29 protein-coding genes are annotated in these 20,922 nt (G+C 71.3%); 5 read left to right on the top strand and 24 right to left on the bottom strand.

The genetic code is table 11. From position 1 onward, the window contains the following. Positions 1-27 precede the first annotated feature (27 nt). Positions 28-222 (top strand): hypothetical protein, encoded by a 195-nt coding sequence (locus DB32_RS15865; RefSeq protein ID WP_053233310.1) that lies wholly within the window; start codon positions 28-30, stop codon positions 220-222. A gap of 179 nt (positions 223-401) precedes the next feature. Here the strand turns inward: DB32_RS15865 and DB32_RS15860 are convergent, their stop codons facing one another. Both DB32_RS15860 and DB32_RS15855 read right to left on the bottom strand, forming a co-directional pair. Then, entirely contained in the window at positions 402-746 is a 345-nt protein-coding gene (locus DB32_RS15860) for a hypothetical protein (RefSeq protein ID WP_157069079.1), read from the bottom strand. Positions 747-1,048: 302 nt separating this feature from the next. Next, positions 1,049-1,390: a hypothetical protein gene (locus DB32_RS15855; RefSeq protein ID WP_053233308.1), complete on the bottom strand. Its 342-nt coding sequence runs from the start codon at positions 1,388-1,390 to the stop codon at positions 1,049-1,051. A 114-nt stretch (positions 1,391-1,504) separates the two neighbouring features. Here DB32_RS15855 and DB32_RS15850 point away from each other — a divergent pair, with 114 nt between their 5' ends. From DB32_RS15850 to DB32_RS15835, 4 genes are all read left to right on the top strand, one after another. After that, entirely contained in the window at positions 1,505-1,711 is a 207-nt protein-coding gene (locus DB32_RS15850; protein ID WP_205627057.1) for a type II toxin-antitoxin system HicA family toxin, read from the top strand. 71 nt (positions 1,712-1,782) lie between these two features. Next, positions 1,783-2,196, top strand: a complete 414-nt coding sequence (locus DB32_RS15845) for a type II toxin-antitoxin system HicB family antitoxin (RefSeq protein WP_053233306.1) — start codon at positions 1,783-1,785, stop codon at positions 2,194-2,196. Positions 2,197-2,206: 10 nt separating this feature from the next. Beyond that, positions 2,207-2,659 carry a hypothetical protein gene (locus tag DB32_RS15840; protein ID WP_053233305.1) on the top strand — a complete coding sequence of 151 codons (453 nt, stop codon included), beginning with the start codon at positions 2,207-2,209 and terminating at the stop codon, positions 2,657-2,659. Positions 2,660-2,798: 139 nt separating this feature from the next. Further along, complete coding sequence (locus DB32_RS15835; RefSeq protein ID WP_053233304.1) at positions 2,799-3,431, top strand: hypothetical protein; 633 nt, start codon at positions 2,799-2,801, stop codon at positions 3,429-3,431. Here DB32_RS15835 and DB32_RS15830 read toward each other — a convergent pair whose 3' ends face one another. The 22 genes from DB32_RS15830 to DB32_RS15725 all read right to left on the bottom strand — a co-directional run bounded on the left by DB32_RS15830 (position 3,432) and on the right by DB32_RS15725 (position 20,921). Next, positions 3,432-4,238 carry a hypothetical protein gene (locus DB32_RS15830; protein ID WP_053233303.1) on the bottom strand — a complete coding sequence of 269 codons (807 nt, stop codon included), beginning with the start codon at positions 4,236-4,238 and terminating at the stop codon, positions 3,432-3,434. After that, on the bottom strand, positions 4,235-4,576 hold the full coding sequence (locus DB32_RS15825; protein WP_053233302.1) for a hypothetical protein: 342 nt from the start codon (positions 4,574-4,576) through the stop codon (positions 4,235-4,237). Before DB32_RS15825 ends, DB32_RS15830 begins: the two co-directional genes overlap by 4 nt. Continuing rightward, positions 4,573-5,406 carry a hypothetical protein gene (locus DB32_RS15820; RefSeq protein ID WP_157069078.1) on the bottom strand — a complete coding sequence of 278 codons (834 nt, stop codon included), beginning with the start codon at positions 5,404-5,406 and terminating at the stop codon, positions 4,573-4,575. The genes DB32_RS15825 and DB32_RS15820 overlap by 4 nt, the downstream gene beginning before the upstream one ends. A 7-nt stretch (positions 5,407-5,413) precedes the next feature. Then, a complete protein-coding gene (locus DB32_RS15815) occupies positions 5,414-5,812 on the bottom strand; it encodes a hypothetical protein (RefSeq protein ID WP_053233300.1) in 399 nt (132 codons plus the stop codon). Continuing rightward, positions 5,812-6,291 (bottom strand): hypothetical protein, encoded by a 480-nt coding sequence (locus DB32_RS15810; RefSeq protein ID WP_053233299.1) that lies wholly within the window; start codon positions 6,289-6,291, stop codon positions 5,812-5,814. The genes DB32_RS15815 and DB32_RS15810 overlap by 1 nt, the downstream gene beginning before the upstream one ends. After that, positions 6,291-7,445, bottom strand: a complete 1,155-nt coding sequence (locus DB32_RS15805) for a hypothetical protein (protein WP_053233298.1) — start codon at positions 7,443-7,445, stop codon at positions 6,291-6,293. The genes DB32_RS15810 and DB32_RS15805 overlap by 1 nt, the downstream gene beginning before the upstream one ends. Further along, on the bottom strand, positions 7,442-8,404 hold the full coding sequence (locus DB32_RS15800; RefSeq protein WP_053233297.1) for a hypothetical protein: 963 nt from the start codon (positions 8,402-8,404) through the stop codon (positions 7,442-7,444). The genes DB32_RS15805 and DB32_RS15800 overlap by 4 nt, the downstream gene beginning before the upstream one ends. 14 nt (positions 8,405-8,418) lie before the next feature. After that, on the bottom strand, positions 8,419-9,111 hold the full coding sequence (locus tag DB32_RS15795) for a hypothetical protein (RefSeq protein ID WP_053233296.1): 693 nt from the start codon (positions 9,109-9,111) through the stop codon (positions 8,419-8,421). A gap of 3 nt (positions 9,112-9,114) precedes the next feature. Next, positions 9,115-9,909 (bottom strand): hypothetical protein, encoded by a 795-nt coding sequence (locus tag DB32_RS15790; protein WP_157069077.1) that lies wholly within the window; start codon positions 9,907-9,909, stop codon positions 9,115-9,117. Beyond that, the gene (locus tag DB32_RS15785) at positions 9,909-11,102 is read right to left on the bottom strand and encodes a baseplate J/gp47 family protein (RefSeq protein WP_053233294.1); all 1,194 of its coding nucleotides are present in this window, start codon (positions 11,100-11,102) and stop codon (positions 9,909-9,911) included. Before DB32_RS15785 ends, DB32_RS15790 begins: the two co-directional genes overlap by 1 nt. Beyond that, positions 11,099-11,575, bottom strand: coding sequence for a GPW/gp25 family protein (locus DB32_RS15780; protein WP_053233293.1), 477 nt, complete (start codon positions 11,573-11,575; stop codon positions 11,099-11,101). The genes DB32_RS15785 and DB32_RS15780 overlap by 4 nt, the downstream gene beginning before the upstream one ends. Further along, entirely contained in the window at positions 11,572-12,849 is a 1,278-nt protein-coding gene (locus DB32_RS15775; RefSeq protein WP_053233292.1) for a hypothetical protein, read from the bottom strand. The genes DB32_RS15780 and DB32_RS15775 overlap by 4 nt, the downstream gene beginning before the upstream one ends. After that, on the bottom strand, positions 12,846-13,415 hold the full coding sequence (locus DB32_RS15770; RefSeq protein WP_053233291.1) for a hypothetical protein: 570 nt from the start codon (positions 13,413-13,415) through the stop codon (positions 12,846-12,848). The genes DB32_RS15775 and DB32_RS15770 overlap by 4 nt, the downstream gene beginning before the upstream one ends. Further along, the gene (locus tag DB32_RS15765; protein ID WP_157069076.1) at positions 13,412-15,088 is read right to left on the bottom strand and encodes a coiled-coil domain-containing protein; all 1,677 of its coding nucleotides are present in this window, start codon (positions 15,086-15,088) and stop codon (positions 13,412-13,414) included. The genes DB32_RS15770 and DB32_RS15765 overlap by 4 nt, the downstream gene beginning before the upstream one ends. Positions 15,089-15,436: 348 nt before the next feature. Then, positions 15,437-15,880 (bottom strand): hypothetical protein, encoded by a 444-nt coding sequence (locus DB32_RS15760; RefSeq protein ID WP_053233289.1) that lies wholly within the window; start codon positions 15,878-15,880, stop codon positions 15,437-15,439. After that, positions 15,877-16,353, bottom strand: a complete 477-nt coding sequence (locus DB32_RS15755; protein ID WP_053233288.1) for a hypothetical protein — start codon at positions 16,351-16,353, stop codon at positions 15,877-15,879. Before DB32_RS15755 ends, DB32_RS15760 begins: the two co-directional genes overlap by 4 nt. 32 nt (positions 16,354-16,385) lie before the next feature. Further along, positions 16,386-17,840, bottom strand: coding sequence for a DUF2586 family protein (locus tag DB32_RS15750; protein WP_157069075.1), 1,455 nt, complete (start codon positions 17,838-17,840; stop codon positions 16,386-16,388). A gap of 13 nt (positions 17,841-17,853) precedes the next feature. Beyond that, positions 17,854-18,429, bottom strand: a complete 576-nt coding sequence (locus DB32_RS15745; protein WP_053233286.1) for a hypothetical protein — start codon at positions 18,427-18,429, stop codon at positions 17,854-17,856. After that, complete coding sequence (locus tag DB32_RS15740) at positions 18,426-18,824, bottom strand: phage virion morphogenesis protein (protein ID WP_053233285.1); 399 nt, start codon at positions 18,822-18,824, stop codon at positions 18,426-18,428. The genes DB32_RS15745 and DB32_RS15740 overlap by 4 nt, the downstream gene beginning before the upstream one ends. Continuing rightward, entirely contained in the window at positions 18,817-19,308 is a 492-nt protein-coding gene (locus DB32_RS15735; protein ID WP_053233284.1) for a phage protein Gp36 family protein, read from the bottom strand. Before DB32_RS15735 ends, DB32_RS15740 begins: the two co-directional genes overlap by 8 nt. Before the next feature lie 138 nt (positions 19,309-19,446). Continuing rightward, positions 19,447-20,478, bottom strand: a complete 1,032-nt coding sequence (locus tag DB32_RS15730; protein ID WP_053233283.1) for a Mu-like prophage major head subunit gpT family protein — start codon at positions 20,476-20,478, stop codon at positions 19,447-19,449. A gap of 41 nt (positions 20,479-20,519) precedes the next feature. Next, on the bottom strand, positions 20,520-20,921 hold the full coding sequence (locus tag DB32_RS15725) for a hypothetical protein (protein WP_053233282.1): 402 nt from the start codon (positions 20,919-20,921) through the stop codon (positions 20,520-20,522). Position 20,922: the final 1 nt, after the last annotated feature.

Below are 20,922 nucleotides of genomic sequence, written 5' to 3'. Positions count from 1 at the left end.
CGCCCGCGCCCGCCCGAAACGTCGCCCATGGAGATCCTGCGCCGTCGTCTGACGAAGCTGGAGCCCGAGGACCAGGTCGTCGCGTGGGAGTGCGACCTCTCGCGCGACGACGTGATCGAGATCGTGATCGTGCAGCTCGGGGAGGATCGAGTCATCCGGCTCACGCGGCCCGAAGCGCGCGAGTTGCGCTCGCAGTTACGACGGGCGCTGCTTGCGGAGTAGGCGCGGCGCCCGCGAGGCGCGGCACGGTACGCTCCGCGATGACGCAAGCAGGAAGGCGAAGGAAACGGGCGGCTCGCGAACGCGCCCGTGCTCTAGCCTCCGCGCCGAGGCGAAACTCGCGACCCTCACCCCAACGGGAGAAAGACTGCGTGACGCGAGGGCGTCGCGACAGGGCTCGTTCAGAGCTCCGACGCCTTGGCCAGAAGCTCGCGCCGGGCGTTGTCTTCCGCGTTCGATGCCGCGCGCGCCGATTCGACGGCCTGGTTCAGCGCGTCGAGCGTCGCGTCGATGATGCCCATGCGTCGCCTGAGACCTTCTTCGCCTTCGGCGACAGGCATCGTGAAATAGATCCGACCGTTCATCGCGAGCGGCCGGTCGCCGAACGGGGCCTGCGCCGCGACGTGGTAGTTGAAGAGCAGCATCCAAACCGGATGTGGTTCCGGGTCGAGCGGCACTTCGATCGTGACATGGCTTTGAGACTGGACCGGGCTGGGTTGCGGGGTCCCCCGCTTGATGATCGTCATGGGCGGCACCGTGGCCATCAACTTCGAACGGTCAAGGGGCATCGCGTCGCCGCGCGCGCGAACCGCGGCGGAGCCTGCTCGCGTTGCTCCCGCGCCGCGCGCGTGGTGTCGTCCCTCGCAAGAAGCGCCGGTCGCAGTTGGCCCGCCGCATCGCCGCGCGTCGACGGCTGATGGACGCGGGAGCTTCTGCTCGAGATATCGCGAGTGCGACCGATCTCGCGCGTGGCCCGACGTCCACACTAGAGCGGGCGCCTTGAAGATGTGACCGGGAGGGGCGCGAGGATAGCGGAGCGGGCCGCGCTTCAGCGACGCCACCCGAGCTCGCGCATGCGCGCGTCGAGGCCCTCGATCGCCTTGTGCGACGCGGAGAGAAGGTCGAGCGCGCTGTCGGGCCACCGGCGCTCCGCGGCGCGCAGCGCAACCCCGACCGCATCGATCGCCGCGATCGCGCGCGTGAGCTTCCGACGCAGCAAGCGCAGCCGGCGGATCTCGTGCGACAGCGGGAACGCGCGCGACTCCCACGGCGCGCAGCGCTCGTGGAATGGCTGCGTCTCTATGCACCACCACGGCCCGAGGCCAAGGGGCTCGCCGCAGCCCGCGCAGCGCTCGGCGCGATTGGGGTTGAGGTCGCTCGCGAGCGGCACGGATGCGCCGTCGGAGCTGGCGACTCGCGACTGACGGGTTGCGTCTCGCGCGCGGATCGAACAATCTTGAGTAGACCTATTGACGAGAGCATGAGTAGAGCTATACTCATGCTCATGAAGGCGAGTGAAGTCGAACGGATTCTCAAGTCGCGCGGTGCGACGATGGCCCGGCAGAAGGGGTCGCACCGCGTGTGGAAGATCGGGACGTGCACCGTCGTCGTCCCGAGCCACAAGGGGGAGGACATCAAGGTCGGCACCCTCCACGCCATCGAGAAGACGATGGAACCATGCCTCGGGAAGGGGTGGCTTCGGGGGGCGTGAGTCCCTCGGGCTCCTCCCGTTCTGCCCCGCTCGCCTTCGCTCGTTGCCTCGTTCACGACTCGGAGAACACGATGACCCGCAAGCAGAAGACCAAGCAGAGCGTCGCGCGCGTGACGGCCGTGTACGAACCCGCCGGCGAGCCTGGTTGGTGGACCGTCACGGTTCCTGAGGTTCCCGGCTGCCTCTCGCAGGGGCGCGGCATCGCGCAGGCGCGCGAGCGCATCCGCGAGGCCCTCGGCCTGTTCCGCCACGATGCGGACGACGTCGAGATCGTCGACGACGTGCGCCTTCCGGTGAAGGCGCGCCGCGCCGTCGACGCCTACCAGAAGGCGCGCGAGGCGGCAGAGAGCGCCCAGACGAAGGCGTCGGAGCGCTCTCGCGAAGCCGTCCGTGTGCTCGTCGACGAGCTCGGCTTCACGACGCGCGACGCGGGCGTCGCGCTCGGCGTGTCACAGGCACGCGTCGCGCAGCTCGCGCGCGAGTGAGGCCATCGAGATGGACACGAGCGACTGGGTCACGATGCTGCTCAGCATCGCGGCGATCACGACATCAATCTGGGGCGCCATGATCGCGAAGCGCGCGAACGCGCTAGCGACGCGTGCTCAGAAGCAATCGGAGCGCGGCGCCGAGGTCGTCGACCGTGCAACGGAGATCGTTCACGAAGCCCTTCGACAGCGCGTCAACTTTGTGCGGCTCTTCCTTGAGGGCAGCATACGCACGCTCCGCGACACCTACCCAGTAGCGAAGGACTCGACGGAGCGACTGCAACTCGCACGACGAAAGGCGCTGGGCCATGGAATGGAGGTCGCGCGGAAGCCCGGCGACGACGACGCCGTGCTTCGAGCCGTGCAGCGCGACGTTCGTGTTCGCGAGGCGCGCCTTGGCGACGAAGGCTTCTACATCCTCCTTCACTGGAGCGAGGAGGACGAGAAGAGGGGCCCGCGCTGATTTCATCAGCCTCCGTTCCGACCCACCTGGAGCGCGCGAGTTCGTCCTGATCACGCCGCGAGCTCACGGTGGAAGTCACCGGCACGCCCAGCTCGGGTAGGTCGTTGCGTCGCCGAGCGGAACCTGGCTCGATCTCCCGATGCGCCCCGCCCTCGCCGTCGCCCTGCTGCTGCTCGCCGCGTGCTCGTCGCCGGACCCAGCGCCGCCCGTGTGCGCCCCAGGCGAGAGCCGCGCATGTATCTGCTCGGGGGGCGCGAGCGGCGAGCAGGTCTGCGACGACGAGGGCGAGAGTCTCGGCCCCTGCGAGTGCGGCGTGATGGACGGTGGCGGTGGCGCCGTCAACGACGCTGGCGCGCTCGACGCGGGGCCCGAGATCGACGCCAGCGCGCGCGACGCGGGCGTGGATGGCGCGCGACCCGACGCGGGGCGGGATGGAGGTCGCGACTCGGGGCCGCCGCCGGAGTGCAACGTGGTGCCGCAGTCGGGATGCGACACGGGCGATGCGTGTCGGCTGTCAGAGGTCGGCGGACGCAGCCCCGGGATCGGTCCACCCGAGTGCGTGCCCTCGGGGCCTCAGCGAGAGGACGAGACGTGCGACGATGACAGCGACTGCCGTGCGGGGTTGTTCTGTGTGACCGTGTGCCGTCGCTATTGCGTTCCCGGCGGCGTGGCATGCCCGGATGTCGAGGGCAGCGCGTATCACTGCGACACGACGACCCTGCTCGCTGGCAATTCTCTGGGGCTCGGACACTGCCAGTTCACGCCGCCGTGATCACCACGCGCGCGCGTCGGACCACGCCGCGACCGCCGCGCGGTGCTCGAGCGAGACGCGCAGCAGCGCCCACGACCACAGCGCGATCGCGGTGACGTCCTCGAGCGCGATCGCGCTCATGCGCGCGCGGAGCTGCGCGGCGTCGACGTTCGCGTGCTGCGCGCCGGGCGATCGCAGCGACGTGATCGGGATCACTGCGCCGTGCACGTCGCGCCACGAGCGCACCGCAGCGGCGGCGCTCTGTGGACGATCCGCGGTCCCGTAGACCTGCGGCATCCCGATCCCCGCAGCGAGCTCGCCCCAGGGCAGCCCGTGACCGACGCGCCCCGGGTACGAGGTGACCGCGAGCATCGTGCGCTCGCGGAGCTCCTCGATCGTCGCGTCGACGAGCATGCGCGCGTGGTCGGCTTCCCAGTCGAGCGGCCCGCGCGCGCCGTCCGGATCCTCGACGTCGAGGATCGCGAGCTCGGCGCCGATCGCCGTCGCGATGCGCCCGAGGTGCTGCCCCGCGCGCGCGGCCTCGCCGGGCCGCGGGAAGCTCCACACGCTCACGCCGAGCCCGAACCCGCGCAGGCCATCCGCGACGCGCTGCACGGTCGCCAGCGAGGCGCGGCGGGGCGCGCCGTCGGGGCTCTCGACCCAGATCGCGACCCACCGAGCGCGCGCGGCGACGAGCAACTCGGCCTCGCGCCCGAGCTTCATCGGGCTCGCGGCCATCCGCGCGACGTCGCCGCTCGCGAGGAAGACGCCCACGCCCCGCGGGTGCGGGACGTAGACGTCCATCGGGGAGCCGATCGGCGCCTTCATCGGCCGAGCGCGTCCCCGAGCGCCTCGCGGATCGCGGCGCGCTCCTGATGCGAGAGGGCGCCGCCGGCGACGAGGCGCTGGAGCGCGCGGGTGCTCGCGACCGAGAGGGCACGGGGCGCCGGCTGCGCGTCGGGGAGGGCGGCGCGCGCGGCCGCGAACCGCGCAGCGATCTCCGCGCTCACCGGCGCGGGCAGCGCCGCGGCGCGCATGCGCTCGAGCGCGCGCTCGGTGGCGGCCTTCTCGTCGAGGCCCTCCTCGAGCGCCGCCTTGATCTCCTCGATGAGCGGAGGCAGCAGCGCGGTTCCGAGACCGATCGCGATGTCGACGGGCGAGCTCATCGGGCACCTCCACCGCTCGCGAGCGCGAGCGCATCGAGATCGCTGGGTAGGTTCGCGCCGAGCGCGGTCGCGAGCTCGAGCGCGCGCGACCACTGCGCCGACGCGTGCGCCTTCGCGCGCGAGAGCACGACCGCGACGAGCTCCTGGTCTTCCGCCAGGTGCGCGACCTCGACGGCCTCGCGGTAGTCGGCGATCGCCATCACGGCCGCGTCGAGCGCGACGCCTGCGTCGCGGTGCTGGCGTTCCGCCTGCTCGAGGCACGCAGCGCGCTCGACCTCGGGTCGCGCCTGGCACCGAGCGATCGCTTCGTCGACGGCGCGCAGCAGCTCGACGCGCGCCGCGCTCGCGGCGTGCGTGGCGATCGTCGCGCTGGTCGCGTGGATGCGCACCGCGCTCGCGCCGCAGCCGCTCACGAGCAGCGCGAGACCGACTACGCCGAGGAACGCGACCGCGACGAGCGATGCGATCGACGAGCCGCCCGCGCGACGAGACGGCCGATCACCCGGCGGCCGATCGCGACGATCGAGTGCAGTCGGGGTCTGCGGGTTCGTCGGGTCCTCGTCGTCGTACCCCGGCTGTTCCCAGCGCCGAGCACTCGACAGCCCAGGCCCGTCTGCGGTCTCGCGCTTCCACTGCACGAGCAGCGCGACGAACGAGCCGCCGACGAGGGAGATCACGCCCGCGATGTGGCGCGGGTCGGCGCGCGCGAGCGAATCCCAGAAGTGCGGCGGCGCCCAGATCACGATCGCCGCGCACGATGCGATCAGCACCGCGAGCACGGCCCACGCGCCGGGCGTCACCCGCTGCAGGTCCAACAGTCTCTTCGTCATGGCTCTCTCACCTCTCCTCGCGCAGCGCCGCGCGCGGCATCTCGATCACCTCTGCCCCAATGCCCGGCGACGGTTCGCGCACGAGCGAGATCGCCCGCTGCTCCGCGCCGCCTCCCGCCGAGATCGCGGCGTGCGTCTCGCGCAGCTCCCGCGCGAGCGACTGCGCGCGAGCCTCGAACGGCGTGAGCCGCTCGACCTCGCCGGCGAGCCGCGCGATCTGGCCCTTGGCCGCCGCGAGCTCGCCGCGCAGCGCCGTGATCTCGCCGCGCGCCTCGTCGAGCCACGTCGCGAGTTGCCGGATGGTGCGCTGCGACGTCGAGGCGTACGAGCGCAGCAGCGCCAGCACGCCCATCACCACGCCCGCCCACGAGCCCCACTCCCGCGCGACCCCCAACACGTCGTCCATCACGCGCCCTCCGCGTCGTCGTCTTCGAACCCCGCGACGCGTGCGAGGATCCGCACGAGCCCGCCGTCGATGTGCTCCACGGGCCATTGCGCCCGGACCTGCTGCGCGAGCGTCGTCGCGTCGGCGCGCAGATCGACGAGGCTCGCCCAGGTGCGCGTCCACGACAGCGCGTCGGCCGCGACCATGTCGGCGAGGTGCTGCAGCACGAACGGGTGCCCTGTCAGCACGAACAGCGCGCGCGGGAGCGATGCGTGCGCGACCAGCAACCACGCGTGAAAGAACACGTCGCGGTGCTCGCGCAGCGCGCCGCCGATCACCGACGAGCCCTCGCGCCCGAGCGGCCACACGCTCGCGAGCGTGATCGCGCCGATGCGATCGGCGCGCTCGAGGTACCACGACGTCGGCACGAGCACCGTGGGAACCTCGGCGACGGCGTCGTCGCGCCGCACGTACGCGATCAGCGTCCCGCGGCGCGGCATCAGAGCCCCACCATGTATCGGGCGATACGCCCGTTGAGGTTGCCGCCCACGCTCGTGCGGCCGATGTCGAGCGTCCCGCTCGGCCACGCCTCGCCGGTGCCGGTGTTGAGGCCGTTCCCGGTCGTCGCGCCCGCGACGGTCAGCGTTCCGGCGGAGGGCCGCAGCGCCACCGTGACCGCCTGTCCGCGCGAGAACGTGATGTTGGCGCCGGTGATCCGGGCGACGTTGTTGACGACCATGATCGGGCGGAGGTTGCCCGCGCTGATCTGAAACAGGAGGTACGTCGTGGAGCCGATCGCCGCGAGCGCGATGTTCGACGACGTAGCGACGATCTCCGAGCTGGAGCCGTCGGGGCGGACCGTCATCTCGAAGCCGTCGGTCAGGAAGCTCGCCGGGTACTCGCCCACGGCGTACGTGAGCCGATCCGCGACGCGCGTGGTGAACGACGTTCCTGGGTTCGCGATGTACGACGACGGAAACCCGAAGGTCGTCGTCGAGTTGCCCTCAGCCTGAAAGCAGGCGACCTCGACGGTACGCGCGAGCCCGTCTGAGCCCGTGGCCAGCCCAGTCGTCGGTGCGGACGCGCCGGCGCCGACGCTCACGTCCCAACTGATGCGCGTCCACGTCGTCCCGATCACGAAGTCGGGCGAGTAGACGTAGGTCGCGGCCTTCGTGCGCATGACGAGGCGGACTGTCTGGGTTCCGCTCTGCGCGCGTACCCAGCAGCTCAGGTGCGCGAGCACGTTGTCGGCGGGCACGCTGCCCCACGCGTAGATGACCCGCGAGTCGGTGCTCGCCGTGAACGCGTAGGTCGCTGCGGTCATCGGCCCGAGCGGGCCATCGACGGCGGCGAAGGTCGGGGTCGCGAGGTTGCTCGCGAGCCCGCTCACGCTGACCGGCGTCGAGCCGCGCACGACGTTTGAGCGCGAGCCCTCCATGCTGAGCATGTCGCCGGCGCCGTCGCCCCGATTCTCGATCGCGCGCACGCCCGATGCGACCTGCACGAGCGAGTCGCCGTCGCTCTGCACGTACTTCACGCCCGCGCGCGTGACCGTTCCGCCCGAGAACAGATCGAGCACGACGCCGTCGATGGAGGCGCGCCGGCGCGCGTTCATCGCGCCCGCGCCCATGCGCAGCAGGTGCGCGGCGTTCACGGGGCGTCCTCGAGCGAGCCCGTGACGAGCAGGTAGTTGTTCGCGAGCCAGTGAGCCACGAGGAGGCAGCCCTCGGCGCGCGAGCTCGGCACGAAGTCGGGCTCTGCCGCGACGGTGACGCCGGTGTCGCCGACGACCGAGACCTTCCCGGTGCCCGCCTGCAGGAGAGCGACGGTGGTGCCGGGCTCCGCGACGAGCGCCGTGATCGTCACGGCGCCTGCGGCCGAGCAGATGATCGTTCGCCCGTGATCGCTGGTGCCGACGGATCGCGACGTGCCGATCTCCGTGGTCGGCGCGATCGGCGCGATGGCCTGCTCGATCGCCTCCTGCACGTTGGTGGCGGGGATCGTCAGCCCGGTCGGGTCGAAGGAGATCGCGGCGGCGCCGGCGGCCGGGTGCACGTGGTTCGAGTGCGCCCACTTCCCCGAATTGCCGGGCGTCGCGACGCCGTTGTCTTCGGGGTTCTGCGTGTGCTCGAAGTCGAGCGCCTCGAGGCGGGCGAACGCCGTCGCCGGCATGCCGCCCACCGTCGCGGGCGACGTCGCCGGGCCCGCGTACGCGACCGTCGCCGATCCCGAGAGGTAGTCGTGCTGCAGCGGCGACGCGAGATGGCGCACGGCCCCGACGCGGCGGATGACGATGACGTCCTCCTCGTTCGAACCGCCGTCGTCGAAGTGCAGGTAGTACGGGCCGCTCGTCGCCGGGTCTGCGGGCTCGCCGGCGGGCGCGCTCAGAAAGAACTTGGCCTCGAACGAGCCCGCGAGGTTGTTCCCCGAGAGCCCGACCGCGGCACCGGGCGCGTCCGCGGGGACGAGCTCGAGCGCGGTCCCGCGCATCACAGCGCGCAGGTTCGCGACCGTGATCTTCTTCGTCTCGTCGGCCGCGATGTCCTCGAGCGCGAGAACGTCGACGTCGGCCGGCGTGGTGAGCTCCGCGAGCTCGGTGAATCGCTTCGCCATGACGCGCGCTCTCCTCAGTCGTTGCGGATCGTCGGCGACGCGACTTCGACCATCGCGCCGTAGAAAAAATCGCGGTTCGTGTCGCCATCGACGCCCGCGTAGAGGCGCAGGTACCAGGTCGCGTAGGTGCTCACCGCGACGCCGGAGGGCGCGAGGTCGACTTGCAGCCACTGCAGGTTCGTCGTGCCGTCGTCCTCGTCGGTCGTGCCCACGTGCGTCGTCGTGATCGCCGGCGCCGCGAACGAGGCGCCGAACGAGACGCCGAACACCGCGGCCTGCACGCCGTTCCCGGCGCCGCCGCGCGCGGCGAGCGTGGCGCCCGGTCGAACGAGCGCACGCACGCGGATCAGCGTCCCGCCGCGCACAAGTCGCGGGGTGAGATCGAGGAACAGCTCGGCGAACGACGCGTTCGATCGCCACGCGCCGTCGAAGTTGTCCGGCGGTGCTCCGAGGAGACGCGCTCGCCATCGTGGCGCGCCGTCCGTCTCCATGCCCGGCTGCGCCGCCTGCGCGCCGATGTACCGGATGTGCTGGGTCGCCGCGGGAAGCTGAACGCCCTGGTCGGTGCAGTAGTCGCGCAGGAACCGCGTCCGGTTCGCGAGTCCCTGCGCGAGCGTCTCGATGTACGTGAGGTCGGCGGGATCGGCATCCGCCGGGATCACGATCGGATCCGTGAACGTCGACGTGTCGGTGATGTTCTGCGGCATCGCTCAACCCTCGATGGTGAGAAGCACGGGCGTCGGGCCGCCCCACGTCGCGCCGGAGGCGCCCCATGCGGCCCAGCTCGGGACCGGTTGCGCGTAGTTCCAGAGACGCGCGGCGCCGTAGAGCAGGACGACCGTCGTTCGCTCGACGTGTGCGGCGCTCCACTCGCGCGGAACCGCGACGATCTCCTCGGCGTTCTCGTCGCTGACGGTGCCGCCGACGATCAGCGACCCAGACAGCGCGACAAGCTCCTCGCCGTCGTGCGTAACGAGCCCCTCGCCGTCGTGCGTGACGAGCTCGTCCTCGACGAGCGCGTCGTCGACGTAGAGGAAGATCCAGATCCGCGCCCAGTGATCCGAGCCGTCCGCGTTCCACGTGATCGCGTCGCGCGTGATCGCGCCGTCCTCGTCCATCCAACGGCGGGTGCCCGAGTGATAGACGACGTCCATGCGGACGCGGAGCGAGTCGAGGAAGTACGCGCGCATCTGCTCGAGCAGCGCGTACGGGCCCCCGCGCGTGCGATGCGCGTCCCACCACGTGAGCAGTCGCGCGGCGTACCTGGCCGCGGGCTCACGCGGACCGCGCCGGATGCGTCGCTCTCGGCCGGTGAGCGCGAGCGCGCCCTCGTCGATGGGGCGCGGCGGCGCGCCGGGGAAACGCAGCTTTACGCCGTGCACGGCGCGCTCGACGAGGTGATCGAGCGCGTCGGCCATGCCCTCCGTCACGCGCGCGCCGTGCGTGCGTCGGAGCCACGGCGGCGTGAGGCGACGGACCGCGCCCACTGCGGAGAGGCGTGCCATCAGAGCGTGCCCTCGGCGACCTGGTGGATCGTCGGCGTTCGCGTGCCGACGGTCGGCGCTTGGTTGCTCGCGAGGTCAGTGTCGCCCGCGGGCACGGTCACGGCGCGACGCAGGATGAAGCCGTCGGCGTCATCGATCGCGCGCAGTGCGCCGTCGATCGCTGCTTCGACAGCGGTCTTGTACAGGCGACCCGTCGACTCGCCCGGCAGCAACGACCCGCCGATGGGCTGCGACGCCATGAACGTCGCGAGCGCATCATCGACGCGATCTTCGATCTCGGCGTTCGAGAGCCCCGACGTGTCCCTCACCCACACTTCGTAGGTCACGGGAACAATCAGGGGCGTCGCGCTCACGGTCGTCGCGGTGATCGCGAGAGGCGTGACCTGACGCTGAATCGCGTCATCGACCGCGCCCAGAGCCGTGCTCGTGTCGCCGACACTGCCCGGCATACTCCCGCTCGCGCTCGCGACGTAGACGGTCACACCACCGATGCCGTCCGCCACGGTACGCACCCGCGTGACCCCCGCGGTCGTACCGTCGTCCTTCGTCGCGCTCTTCGCGACATAGACGTAGGCGTCCCGAGGGCCGTTCGGCGACAACGTTCCGGTTTTCGCGCGGCACCGTTCACGCAGCGCCTCGTCGTCCTCGGGGTCCGTCCCGATCAGCGCGGCAGCGTTCGTGACCGTGAGCCCAGGATGAGCGGTCCCGAAGCCGTCGATTTCTCCTGCGAGCGACGTGCTGTCGGAACCGAGCTCGAGCGCCTCGACGTCGACGGCCACGCCGGTCTGGCCCGCGTTGATCGAGACCGCCGCGACGTTCCGATAGCCCTTGCCCGTCGTCGTGTTGATGACGATCAGGTCCCCGGGGTCGAGCGCGTAGATGCCGCCGCCCGTGTTGTCGATCGTGACGGTGCCGGCCGCGAACGTGCCCGCGCTCCGCTCGACGCCATAGACGTACTGCGCGACGAGCGTCAGCCAGTCGCCCTCCGCGAGCTCCAGGAAGCCGCTCTTAGCGATCGCGGCCGTGAGCTGCGACATCCCCGACACGACGATCGCGAGCCCCGCGATGATCGTTCGCGTCGGCGCGCCGGACTTCCACGTCGTCGGGCTGCCACCTCGCGCGGCGATCGCGGCGTAGATGAACTCGCGCACCTCGGCGGGCGTGAGCGGTCTCGTGAGCTCGTCGAGCGTCATCGCAGCTCCTCGATCAGCACGCCCGCGCTCGTCACGGCGAGCGTCAGGGAGAACGGGCCAGCGTTCGCGTCGACCGGCTGAATCTGCAGCGCGACGCGGAGCTCGGAACCGTCTGCGCTCGGCGTCACGACGACGCGCACGCGCGCGATGCGATCGTCCTTCGCGACCTCTGTGCGCACCCGATCGGCGAGCGTGTTGATGTCCGCCGCCGTCGTGCCGCGGTTCAGGTACGAGCGGAGGTCGAGCCCATAGTCCGGATCGTCGACCAACGAGCCGCGCGGCGTGTCGAGACGGCGCGCCGCAGCTTCCGCGATCGCGCGCGTCGAGAACGGATCGACGCTCTCCATCGTCGGCGTGAGGTCCGACGCGCACGAGAGGTCGGCGCCGTAGCCGAAGGGCGCAGCGGGCGTCGGCAGTTCTCGCTCGAGCAACGCGAGCTCGGCCGCGATCGCGTCTCGCACGAGGTCGCTCACTCGATCACCACCTTCGTCGAGCCAACGTCCGCCGCGGGCGTCGGAGGACCCGGCGGGATCGCGCCGGACGCGCGCCCCGGCCAGACCGCCCTAACCGCCGTCTGCAGCGCCGCGCCGCCGTCGTTCGCGACGGGAAGGGGCGTGCAGAACGCGTCGAGCGCCGCGGCGATGCTGTCGAACAGCTCGTTCGACTTCGACGCGAGCGACGGCGCGTCGTCGGCGTCGTGGCTGCCGATCACCACCGCGCTCGACGCGCTCAGCACGAGGCGCTGCGGGACGTAGCCGGGCGCGGTGCGGCCGCCGAAGTGCGCCACGATCGGCAAGCGCCGGTCGCCCTCGACGAACTCGACGAGCACCTCGGCGCCGAGCGCGGGCTTCGAGTGCGCGCCCGCGATCCCGGGCCACATGTCGACCGCGAGCAGGTCGGGCAGACCGGCATCGCGGCGCACCGCCTGCAGCTCGAGGCGCTCGCCGTCCGGGTCCTCGGCCGTGCCGATCACGCGCACGACGCGGTAGCGCCAGAGCCCGAAGAGCTTCTCGTCGCGCACGAGCCGCACGATCCCGCGCAGCGCGCCGGCGATGCGCCCGCGCGCGCCGTCGACGCCGCCGCACCACGCGCGCACGCGCACCGAGATGGGCGCGACCTCGAGCACGAGCTCGCGCACCGTCTGAGGCTCGTCGAGGCCCTGCGAGAGCACCGAGCCGATCACCACGGCGCGCGGATCGTCGACCGCGAGCACCACGACGCGATCGCCGGGCACGTGCTCGAGCACCTGGTACGCGGCGGGGTCCGCCGCCACGCTCGCGCGCGAGGTCACGCGGGTGACGCCGTCGTAGCCCACCCACCACGGCACGCCGCCGATCACGTCCTCGAGGGCGCGCGAAGCAGGGCCCGCCTGGCGCACGTAGTCGACGCCGATGCGCTCGGCCGCGGGCGCGAAGTCGCCGAGCGTCTCGCCGGCCTCGCGAGCCGCGTCCTCGACGACCGTGCGCGCGCGGACCTGCGCATCGTTGTGGTAGCTGCGGGCGCGGAGGAGCGATCCCCACGCGCCAGCACCAGCAACGACGCGCATGCGCCGCTGAAGACCGTGCGTGCCCGAGTGCCCAGGATCGACGGTGCCCTCGAGCGAGAGCTCGCCGATGCCGATCGTCACGGCGCCCGAGAGGTCGGGATCGCCTTCGAGCGTGACGTCGGCCCACCACGGACCGACGCCGGGCACGTGCACCGCGATCGCGATCGCGGGGTGACCGTTGACGTGCGCGAACGCCGTCATGTGCCCGCGAGCCCCGCCGGATTCGAGAGCTCCGCGATTGTGCGGCTGTTCAGCTCGATCTGGCTCTCGATGTTGTCGCCCTGGCGATCACGCGCGCCCTGCGTCTGCTCGAGCGCGACGATCGGCGCGCGATACTCGATGCAGCGGATCTCGATCGCCCACTTGCCGGGATCGGTCTGCACCGGCTGCAGCGCGTTCTCGATCACGACCGCGGTGATCCCGAGGTCCGCGAGGATCGGGTGCTCGATGTCGAGCGGCGGCGCGGTGAGCCGCGGGAAGATCGACGAGCTCTGCCGACGCGGGTCGGATTCGATCTCCGGGCGCGCGACGAGATCCTTCCAGGTGTGCCAGTCGTCCCAGTCCTGCTCGGTGACGAGCTCGATCAGCACCTTGAAGCGCGCGAGCTTCACGCCGCGGAAGCGCAGGCGAGCGAAGCTCACGCCGAAGCCACGTCGCTCGTCGAAGTCGCGCGGCGTGTCGGCGCCCTCGATCGTCGCGATGCCCGGCGAGCGTCGGCCCGCGAGCACGATGTAGTCGATCGGCTCGGTGAGCGGGCGGAACGTCACCGGGCACCCCCGAGCTCGATGTTCGCGCCCTCGAGCAGGCGCACGACCTCGTCGACGAAGTTCTGCGCGAGTTCGCGCGGCTGGTCGGTGTGCCCGGCGGTGATGTGCACATCACCGATCGAGATCGAGATCGACGAGCCTCCACGCGCCGCCGCGCGGGGCGCTTCGGCCGAGACCATACTCTCGACCGCACCGCTCGCGGCCGACGTGCCCGCCTCGACGCCCTCCGCGAGGCCGCGCGGGATCTGCACGCCGAGCTGCGCGAACACGCGCGAGGGCGAGCTAATCTGCAGCGCCGAGCGCAGCGCCGCCGTCGCGTCGCTTGCCACGCCGCGGAGCGTCGCGACCACGAGCGAGCGGCCCTTCTGGATGCCGCTCACGAGGCCCGTCATGAGCTGCTCGCCGTACGTGACGCCCGCGTACGCGAGCGCGCCGAGCGCAGCGACCGCCGCGAGGATCGGTGCCGTCATCACCAGGACGCCCGCCGCGACCACGCCCAGCACCGTCGCGAAACCGGCGAGCGCGATCGTCGCCGTCACCACGGCCGCGACGAAGCTCGTCACGAGCAGCGCGCCCGCGCGCAGCGCGAGCGACTGCATGTCGAGCCCGCCGAGCACGTCGCGCCCGCCGAACGCGCGCACGAACGCGTTCCGCGCGCGCAGGAAGAGGATGGTGAGCTCCTGCGCGCGCAGGATCATCCCCTGAAAGACCCGGCGCACGACGGGGCCGCCGTTCGCGGCAGCGTCGATCAGCGGCTGGAAGACGACCTCGGCGATCTGTCGGAGCGCGCGCCCGCTCGCCGTCGACTGCGAGAAGAGCGACGTCGCCATGCGCAGCGCGCGCAGGAGGCCCTCGATCTTCAGCCCGTCGAAGATGCGCGAGACGTTCTGTCGGAGTCGCAGCATCTGCCGGTCGAAGCCGAGCGCCTGCGCCGCAGCGACGCCGCCGAAGCGGGCCCGGAAGTCGTCCGCGACGGCCCGCACCGAGCGGCCCATCCGCGCAGCTCCGACCGCGAGTCCAGCGAATCGGCGTGCGAGCCGCTCGCCGCCCGCCGACCCCGCGATCGCCATGCCGTCGAGCGCTTCCTCGAGCGCGCCGCCGCGCAGACCCATCCGGTAGAGCTGCTCGGCGTAGCCGCCGACCTCGCTCCGCCCGAGCGCGCTCGAGTCGCTCACCCGATCGATCGCGGCCTGCAGCTCGGTCGCCGAACCGGCGGCGAGCCCGTACGCGCTGCGGAGGCGCACCAGCCCCTCGAGGCGCAGCGTCTCCGATCGTCGCGCCTCGGCCTGCGCGAGCCCGTAACGCAGCAGCGCGGCCGTCGCCGCGCCCACAGCGCCGACGAGCGCAGTCGACGCCACCACGATGGTGAGGAAGCCTGCGGCGAGCCCGAGCACGCCGGCGAGTAGCGGCCCACCCGCGACGAGCGCGCGCAGCGCTCCGACGCGGCTCACCAGCCCACCGAGCGGTCCTGGCGTCGCTTGCGCCGCCTCGAGCAGCTTCCCGAGCCCGCCGCTCGCGCTGCCCGCTTTCGCGCCGAGCGCGTCGAGCGATCCCCCGAGCTCGAGGTACCGCGCCTGCGCCTGCGCGAGCGACTGGCGCTGCGCGGCGATGCGGTCGCGCAGCTCGCGCGCGACGGTGCTGTTCGCGAGCGAGCTCCCGCGGAGGCGTGCCATCGCCTGCTGCATCTGTCGAAGCGAGCGCGTGTCCTCGTCGATCTTCCGCCGAAGCGCCGAGAGCGCAGCATCGGCGTCGCGGGCGGGATCGCTGATCCCGTCCTGTAGCTCGAGCGCGAATCTCGCGGTTTCGGTCTCGGTCGCCATCGGCTCACTTCGTCGTGGTCAGGGCCTTCCGGATCGCTTCGAGCTCGCGCAGTCCCTCTGCGAGCAGCGTTGCGCCGACGAGAGCGCGCACGTGCGCGGCGTCTCGGTCGTCGTCGGTCTCGGGCTCGTCCTCGTGGCCGAGGGCTGCGAGGAGGCACTCGCCGGCGATCCCGAGATCGCCGCGCGCCTTCCCCCGCAGCTCTAGGATTTTCCGGCGAGCTCCTCCTGCCGCCCGGCGGCGAGGTCGACGACCTGCGTCGCCGCGATCGTCGGGATCGCCGGGTACTCCTCGACGATCTGCTCGAACGCCGCGCGACTCGGATGCACGAGGCACGTGAGCACGAGCCGCTCTGCCTCGTCCGGACCGATGTCCTTCGCGCCGATGAACTTGCGGTAGTGCATGTGGTTCGGGCGCTTCACGATCACCACGCCGAGCGGCGTCTTGATCGTGGCGATCTTGTCGCGGCCGAACTTCTCCTCGGCCGCGGCGATCGCCTTCGCGTCCGCGACCTCCCGCTCTGCCGCCTCGACGCGCGCGCGCTTCGCATCGAGCGACGCGCGCTCCTCGCGCGCGCGATCGACCTCTTCCATCTCGGCGCGCGCCTTCGCGAGGCGTGCGTCGAGGTCGTCGTGTGCAGTGCTCACGCGCCGGCCTCCGTCGTGTCGTAGAGAGCGATCCCGTTGCGCTTGATGCGCATCGGCTGGAACGAAAGCTTCTCGGAGAGCGCGTCGGGGCCCTCCTCGTGGCTCGACTCGTTCTTCGTCAGCTTCGCGTCGAGCGCCTCGACGGTGATGACGGCGTCGTCGGGCTCGACGTACTGCAGAATGATCGCGACGGGGACGTTCGCGATCCCGCGACGCCCCGCGAGCTTGTTGAGGTCCTCGCGGATCGCCTTCGCGGTGCTCGTGAAGCAGTCGAGCACGAAGGGCTCGGGCACGTACTTGCCGCGCGTCGAACCGCGCGGCGCGTGGTGCTTCCCCATCCCGTACGAGAGCGACGTCTCGACGCCGTCCGCGTACTCGATCGACTTGATGCCGGAGTAGGGCTGCCCCGCGATCTTGAGCTTCACGCTCGACCACGAGATCTGCACTCCGTTGATGCGAACCGTGTCGCCCATCGTCGTCTCCTCTCACGCGCGCGGCGCGCGGTTCAGCCGACCGCCTGCACCTGCAGCGCGGGGTTCTCGAAGCCGATCTGCTCTTCGATGAACTCGACGTAGGCGAGCGGGACGATCCGATCGGTGACCGTCAGCGTCTTCGTCGAAAGCAGGTTGTCGGTGCGCGAGAGCACCATCGACCAGCCGCTCGCCTTCGGCGCGCCGGAGAGCACACCGGCGAGGGCGGCGTTGCCGCCCGCCTCGATCTCCTGCGCCTCCTCCTCGAGGATGAAGCCCGTGGTGCGGTCGACCTGGATCGGCTGGTTCAGCCGGCGCTGCAGGTACGCGCGCGTCGCGCGTCGCGCGAGGTTCATCACGCGTCGCTTCGGCATGATGTCGAAGTCGGAGCCCTCGGCCGAGAAGATGCGCGGGCGGTTCACGTACACGCCCGCGATGCCCTCCCACGTGCGCAGCACCGTGAACCGCGCATCGTCGAGGCCGGGGTTGATCGACTCGTCGTGCTCGTCGGGGTTGCCGTTTTCGTCGCGGATCGAGCAGCCGGTGATCGGCCCGAGGTTGATGTCGGCGATGTTGATGTGGTGCGGCACGTTCGCCTCGCGGCTCGCCACCACGAACGACACCGGGCGCCGGTAGGTGCGGCGCGAGACGCTCGACACGAGCTTGCACGCGCCCGCGCAGAGCTCTCCGACCTTCGTCGCCTTCGACGCGAACGCCGTCGACTGCGCGGTGAGGTACTGCGCTTCCGTTTCGCCTGCGTTCGGCATGCGCACCGACGCGATCCAGGCGCGGTACTTGCCCGAGCTCGCGAGCGACGAGAACGCGGTTTCGACGGTGTCGAAGAGGGTCGCGTCGAGCGGAGTCGCGATGTGCAGGAGCTCCCACGGAAGCGCGCTCACGCGGAGCGCGTCGATCGCTGCGCCGAGCTCGGTTCCGTTCGGCGCCGGCGCCGTGGTGCGGCACGACCACGTGTCGCCCGCGACGAGCGTGCCCGCCGCGAGATCGAAGCTCACGCCCGTTCCCGGGATCGCGAGGGCGGTCGCGGTGCCGAGCGCGGTGACCGCACCCCACGTGCGCCCGCCGTCGAGGCTCGTCCGGTACGTGATGCCGGTCGTACCGCGCGTGCCGCCGGTCACGATCTCGACGACGATCTCGTAGTCGTCGACGGGCGCGTTCCCCGTCGTCTCGGTGATCACGCTCGTGCCCGCGACGTCGTCGTCGTCGATCGTCCCGACGTCGCCCGAGGTCGTCTGCCCGGTGCGCACGACGATCACGCGGTTGCCCGTGGTCTCGATGTGACGCGCCGCGGCCTCGACGAGCGGGCCGGAGCCGAAGTCGGCGACGAGCGCGCTCACGCTGCCGTACGCCGCCGGCGTCGCGACGGGGCCCGTCGACGAAACGCCGAGCACGGCGAGCATGTCGCCGGACGACGGCGGAAGAATCCCGAGCGCGCCATCGAGCTCGGTCTGCCTGACTGCGGGCTGGCTCATCTCGTCGTTCTCCTCACGTCGCCGAGACCGTGTCGGTCTCGCCCTCGTCGTCGTTGGGTTCGAGGTGCGTCGTCACGAGCGCTTCGGTGTCGACCGGCGCCGTCTCGAACGGCGCATCGGGCACCATCGCCTCGATCGAGAGCACCACGCGGATCGCTGCGCCGTGTCGGCGCGTCGACCGCTCGTTCATCCATCGCTGCACGCGGATCTCGAACATCCCGCGCGCCGCGAGGTACACGGCGCGCAACCACGCGTCGTAGAGCAGTCGCGTCGCGCGGTACTGCGCGCGTTCGTTCTCCGGCGAGGTCGGGTCGCTCGCCTCGACGTAGACGGTGACGAGCTCGTGGAGCGTTGCGAGCGCGCGCGGATTCGCGCCCGGGTTTCGTGCCGCGTCGTACGCGCCGAGGTCGCCCGACGCGTCGTCGCCGGGCACCCACGTGATGCGCGGCGCGGCGTCGCGCTTGGGAGGCTCGCGCCATCCGAACGACTGACCCGGCGGCGTGCCCGGCGGGTCTTCTGCCGCGGCGTCCGCAGCGAAGCGTGCGACGACCGAGTCGTAGAGGTACTCGAGCGCGAGCGTGTCGCTCACGGCGCACCTCGCATCGTCTTTCGGAACTCGTCGACGACGGCTCCGCGCACCGCGCGCGCCATCGAGTCGGACATCGTGGTGAGCGGGAGGATCTGACGGCGCACGCCGCCGCGAACCCAGCCGTGATGGTGGCGCGCGTAGACACCTTCGATCGTCGCGACGATGACGTTCCCCGCGACGCGAACCGACAGCGCCGTCGCGGCGTTGCGAAGCGGCTGGCGTCCGTCCTGCGTCGGCTGCCACGGCTTGCCGTCGGGCGACTGGCCACGCGCGATCTGCGCGCGCAGTTCACCCTCGACCGCGCGCGCGACCTTGGGCGCGGCCTCGCGAGGGAGCGACGGCAGCTTGCGCACGCGCTCGATCATCGAGTCGAGGGCAGCGAGACCGTCAGCCACGGCTCGTCCCTCCGCGGTTGCGATCTTCCTCGCGACCGACGCGCGCCTGCTGATCGCGCCACACGTACGGCGACGCTTCGCTGTAGGAGCGCGGGCCGCCGCGCGTGATGCCGTGCTCGTTCGTCGCGCTGCGCAGCGGGAGCTCGAAGAGGCCGGTCTCGGCGTTCGCCGCCTCGAGCACCTCCTGCTCCGCCTTCTCGGCGTCCTTCTGGATCTCGACGAACTGCTCGTCGGTCGCGTCGACGCCGCGTCGCAGATACGCGCTCAGCGTGACGATTCGCGCGAGCCAGTCGCGGATCGCCTCGGGCGGGTTCGACTCGTCGAAGGGCACCGCGTAGCGCTTCGCGAGACGCGAATCGATCCACCGGCTCTTCGCCGCGAGCTTCGCGGAGAGCCAGCCCGGGGCGATCACCTCGAGCTCGTCGACGCTGGTCGACGGCATCATCGTGAGCGCCTTGAATCCGTTCGTGTCGAGGTAGGGCATGGGGATGACGGAGCGATGCCGTGCGTGCGCTGCGCGCCGCGCTCGACGTGTCGCCGGCCCCTTCCCGGCTACGTCGATCGCAGCGCGCAGCACACGACCGTTGTGGTCGTGCGCTGCGGTCTCAGTGCGTGCGCGCGCTCAGGTCGCGCGGCACTTGAACAACTGGTAGGGGTGGCCCGGGCCGACGGTGTTCCGCCCCTCGGTGGTCCACTGCAGTTCGCGCATGCGCGCGAGCTCCGCGTCGGTGAGCGGGCCGTGGTACACGACCTGGAACGGCTCGCGATCGACGTAGACGAACGCGCCGAGCTCGTCCGACGTGATCTCCTCGCACGCGAGGTAGTAGTCGGTGTCCGAGCCGCCGAAGTTCGCGCCGAACTCCTCCGCCTGGATCGGCTGCCCGAGCGCCATGTACTGGATCACGGCCTCGACATCGCCGGCGAGAGCACCGGTCGCGGCCGACTGCACGATCAGCTTCGCGTTCGTGAGCTGGACCGCGCGCGCCATCAGCGCCGGCGGCACGATGATCGCGGAGACGCGCAGCTTCCGCGGGTTCTTGCCGTTCGGCATCTTGATCGAGCCGATGTACGCGATCGCCTTCTGGAGGTTGGCGAGCGCGACCTCGACGGTCACCGACGCGTCGATCGGGAGCGCGCCAGGATAGACACCCGCGGCCGCGCCCGTGAAGAGGTTCGCGTACGTGCCGTACTCCGACGCGAACGGGTTCACCGGGTGCGCGTTGTGGAAGAACGCGAGGCCGTCGTACGTGACGGGGTTCGCCTTGATCGCGTTCGCCACGACCTCCTGCGGCCAGTAGGCCGCGAGCGCGCCGACCTGCTTCGACCAGTGCGTCGCGAGCTGCACGCCGTTGCCGTCGTGGTCCTCGAGCTGCTCCTTCTTGAGCTTGAGGCCGGCGACCGCGTTCTCGTTCTCGAACTCGGTGGTCGTGCCGACGATGTCCTCGAACACCATCTGGCCGCCGCCCTTGATGGTGCGCTCGATCTTCGCGGTCTCGAGGAGCCACGCGATGCGCTCCTTCTTCGACTTGGAGTCGATGCGCTTCGCGATCTTGTTCCACCAGAGGTTGCGCGTGAGACGCGCGAACTCGTTGGTGGTGATGGTCCGCATGTTCGACTCGAGGTCGAACAGGAAAGCCGGGGTGAGGGCGCTCATTGGTCCGTGTTCCCTTCTTCGTCGTCAGGCCCGCGGAGCGCTCAGCCCGCCATCTCGACGAGCACGCCGTTGGCCGCGCTCACCGCCCACACGCGACCCGCCTTCGAGCGGCCGGTCGACAGGATCGACGCCGCACCGGCGGGCGTCAGGTAGCAGTCGGAGAAGATGTCGCCGACGGCGACGGGGTTCGTCCCGTCGTTCGGGAGCCAGAAGAGGCGCTTCGGCGTGAAGAACCGCACGCGCACCTTCCGCGTCCCGTTGCCCGTGAACGACTCCTCGAAGAGGCCGATCGGGATCAGGTCGGTGTCCGTTCTCGACGGGCAGACCTCGGCCGAGGCGCTCAGGTCGGCGCACGCGACGTTGCCCTTCTCCGCGACCGTGCCGCTGGTCAGCACGAACTCGCCGTGCGACCAGAACTCTTCGCGCACCATCCGCTCGGCCATC

The organism is Sandaracinus amylolyticus, assembly GCF_000737325.1.
GTDB classification, from domain to species: Bacteria; Myxococcota_A; Polyangia; order Polyangiales; family Sandaracinaceae; genus Sandaracinus; species Sandaracinus amylolyticus.
This window is presented reverse-complemented; position numbering and strand designations above follow the sequence as displayed.

Coding starts and splice junctions, on each gene's coding strand:
- DB32_RS15790 (WP_157069077.1), bottom strand. CDS start 9,909: ATGGCACGCCTCTCCGCAGTGGGCGCGGTCCGTCGCCTCACGCCGCCG.
- DB32_RS15845 (WP_053233306.1), top strand. CDS start 1,783: ATGACCCGCAAGCAGAAGACCAAGCAGAGCGTCGCGCGCGTGACGGCC.
- DB32_RS15835 (WP_053233304.1), top strand. CDS start 2,799: ATGCGCCCCGCCCTCGCCGTCGCCCTGCTGCTGCTCGCCGCGTGCTCG.
- DB32_RS15825 (WP_053233302.1), bottom strand. CDS start 4,576: ATGAGCTCGCCCGTCGACATCGCGATCGGTCTCGGAACCGCGCTGCTG.
- DB32_RS15820 (WP_157069078.1), bottom strand. CDS start 5,406: ATGACGAAGAGACTGTTGGACCTGCAGCGGGTGACGCCCGGCGCGTGG.
- DB32_RS15755 (WP_053233288.1), bottom strand. CDS start 16,353: ATGGGCGACACGGTTCGCATCAACGGAGTGCAGATCTCGTGGTCGAGC.
- DB32_RS15865 (WP_053233310.1), top strand. CDS start 28: ATGGAGATCCTGCGCCGTCGTCTGACGAAGCTGGAGCCCGAGGACCAG.
- DB32_RS15775 (WP_053233292.1), bottom strand. CDS start 12,849: ATGACGGCGTTCGCGCACGTCAACGGTCACCCCGCGATCGCGATCGCG.
- DB32_RS15795 (WP_053233296.1), bottom strand. CDS start 9,111: ATGCCGCAGAACATCACCGACACGTCGACGTTCACGGATCCGATCGTG.
- DB32_RS15730 (WP_053233283.1), bottom strand. CDS start 20,478: ATGAGCGCCCTCACCCCGGCTTTCCTGTTCGACCTCGAGTCGAACATG.
- DB32_RS15830 (WP_053233303.1), bottom strand. CDS start 4,238: ATGAAGGCGCCGATCGGCTCCCCGATGGACGTCTACGTCCCGCACCCG.
- DB32_RS15860 (WP_157069079.1), bottom strand. CDS start 746: ATGACGATCATCAAGCGGGGGACCCCGCAACCCAGCCCGGTCCAGTCT.
- DB32_RS15840 (WP_053233305.1), top strand. CDS start 2,207: ATGGACACGAGCGACTGGGTCACGATGCTGCTCAGCATCGCGGCGATC.
- DB32_RS15725 (WP_053233282.1), bottom strand. CDS start 20,921: ATGGCCGAGCGGATGGTGCGCGAAGAGTTCTGGTCGCACGGCGAGTTC.
- DB32_RS15750 (WP_157069075.1), bottom strand. CDS start 17,840: ATGAGCCAGCCCGCAGTCAGGCAGACCGAGCTCGATGGCGCGCTCGGG.
- DB32_RS15735 (WP_053233284.1), bottom strand. CDS start 19,308: ATGCCCTACCTCGACACGAACGGATTCAAGGCGCTCACGATGATGCCG.
- DB32_RS15815 (WP_053233300.1), bottom strand. CDS start 5,812: ATGGACGACGTGTTGGGGGTCGCGCGGGAGTGGGGCTCGTGGGCGGGC.
- DB32_RS15800 (WP_053233297.1), bottom strand. CDS start 8,404: ATGGCGAAGCGATTCACCGAGCTCGCGGAGCTCACCACGCCGGCCGAC.
- DB32_RS15810 (WP_053233299.1), bottom strand. CDS start 6,291: ATGCCGCGCCGCGGGACGCTGATCGCGTACGTGCGGCGCGACGACGCC.
- DB32_RS15850 (WP_205627057.1), top strand. CDS start 1,505: ATGAAGGCGAGTGAAGTCGAACGGATTCTCAAGTCGCGCGGTGCGACG.
- DB32_RS15765 (WP_157069076.1), bottom strand. CDS start 15,088: ATGGCACGCCTCCGCGGGAGCTCGCTCGCGAACAGCACCGTCGCGCGC.
- DB32_RS15785 (WP_053233294.1), bottom strand. CDS start 11,102: ATGACGCTCGACGAGCTCACGAGACCGCTCACGCCCGCCGAGGTGCGC.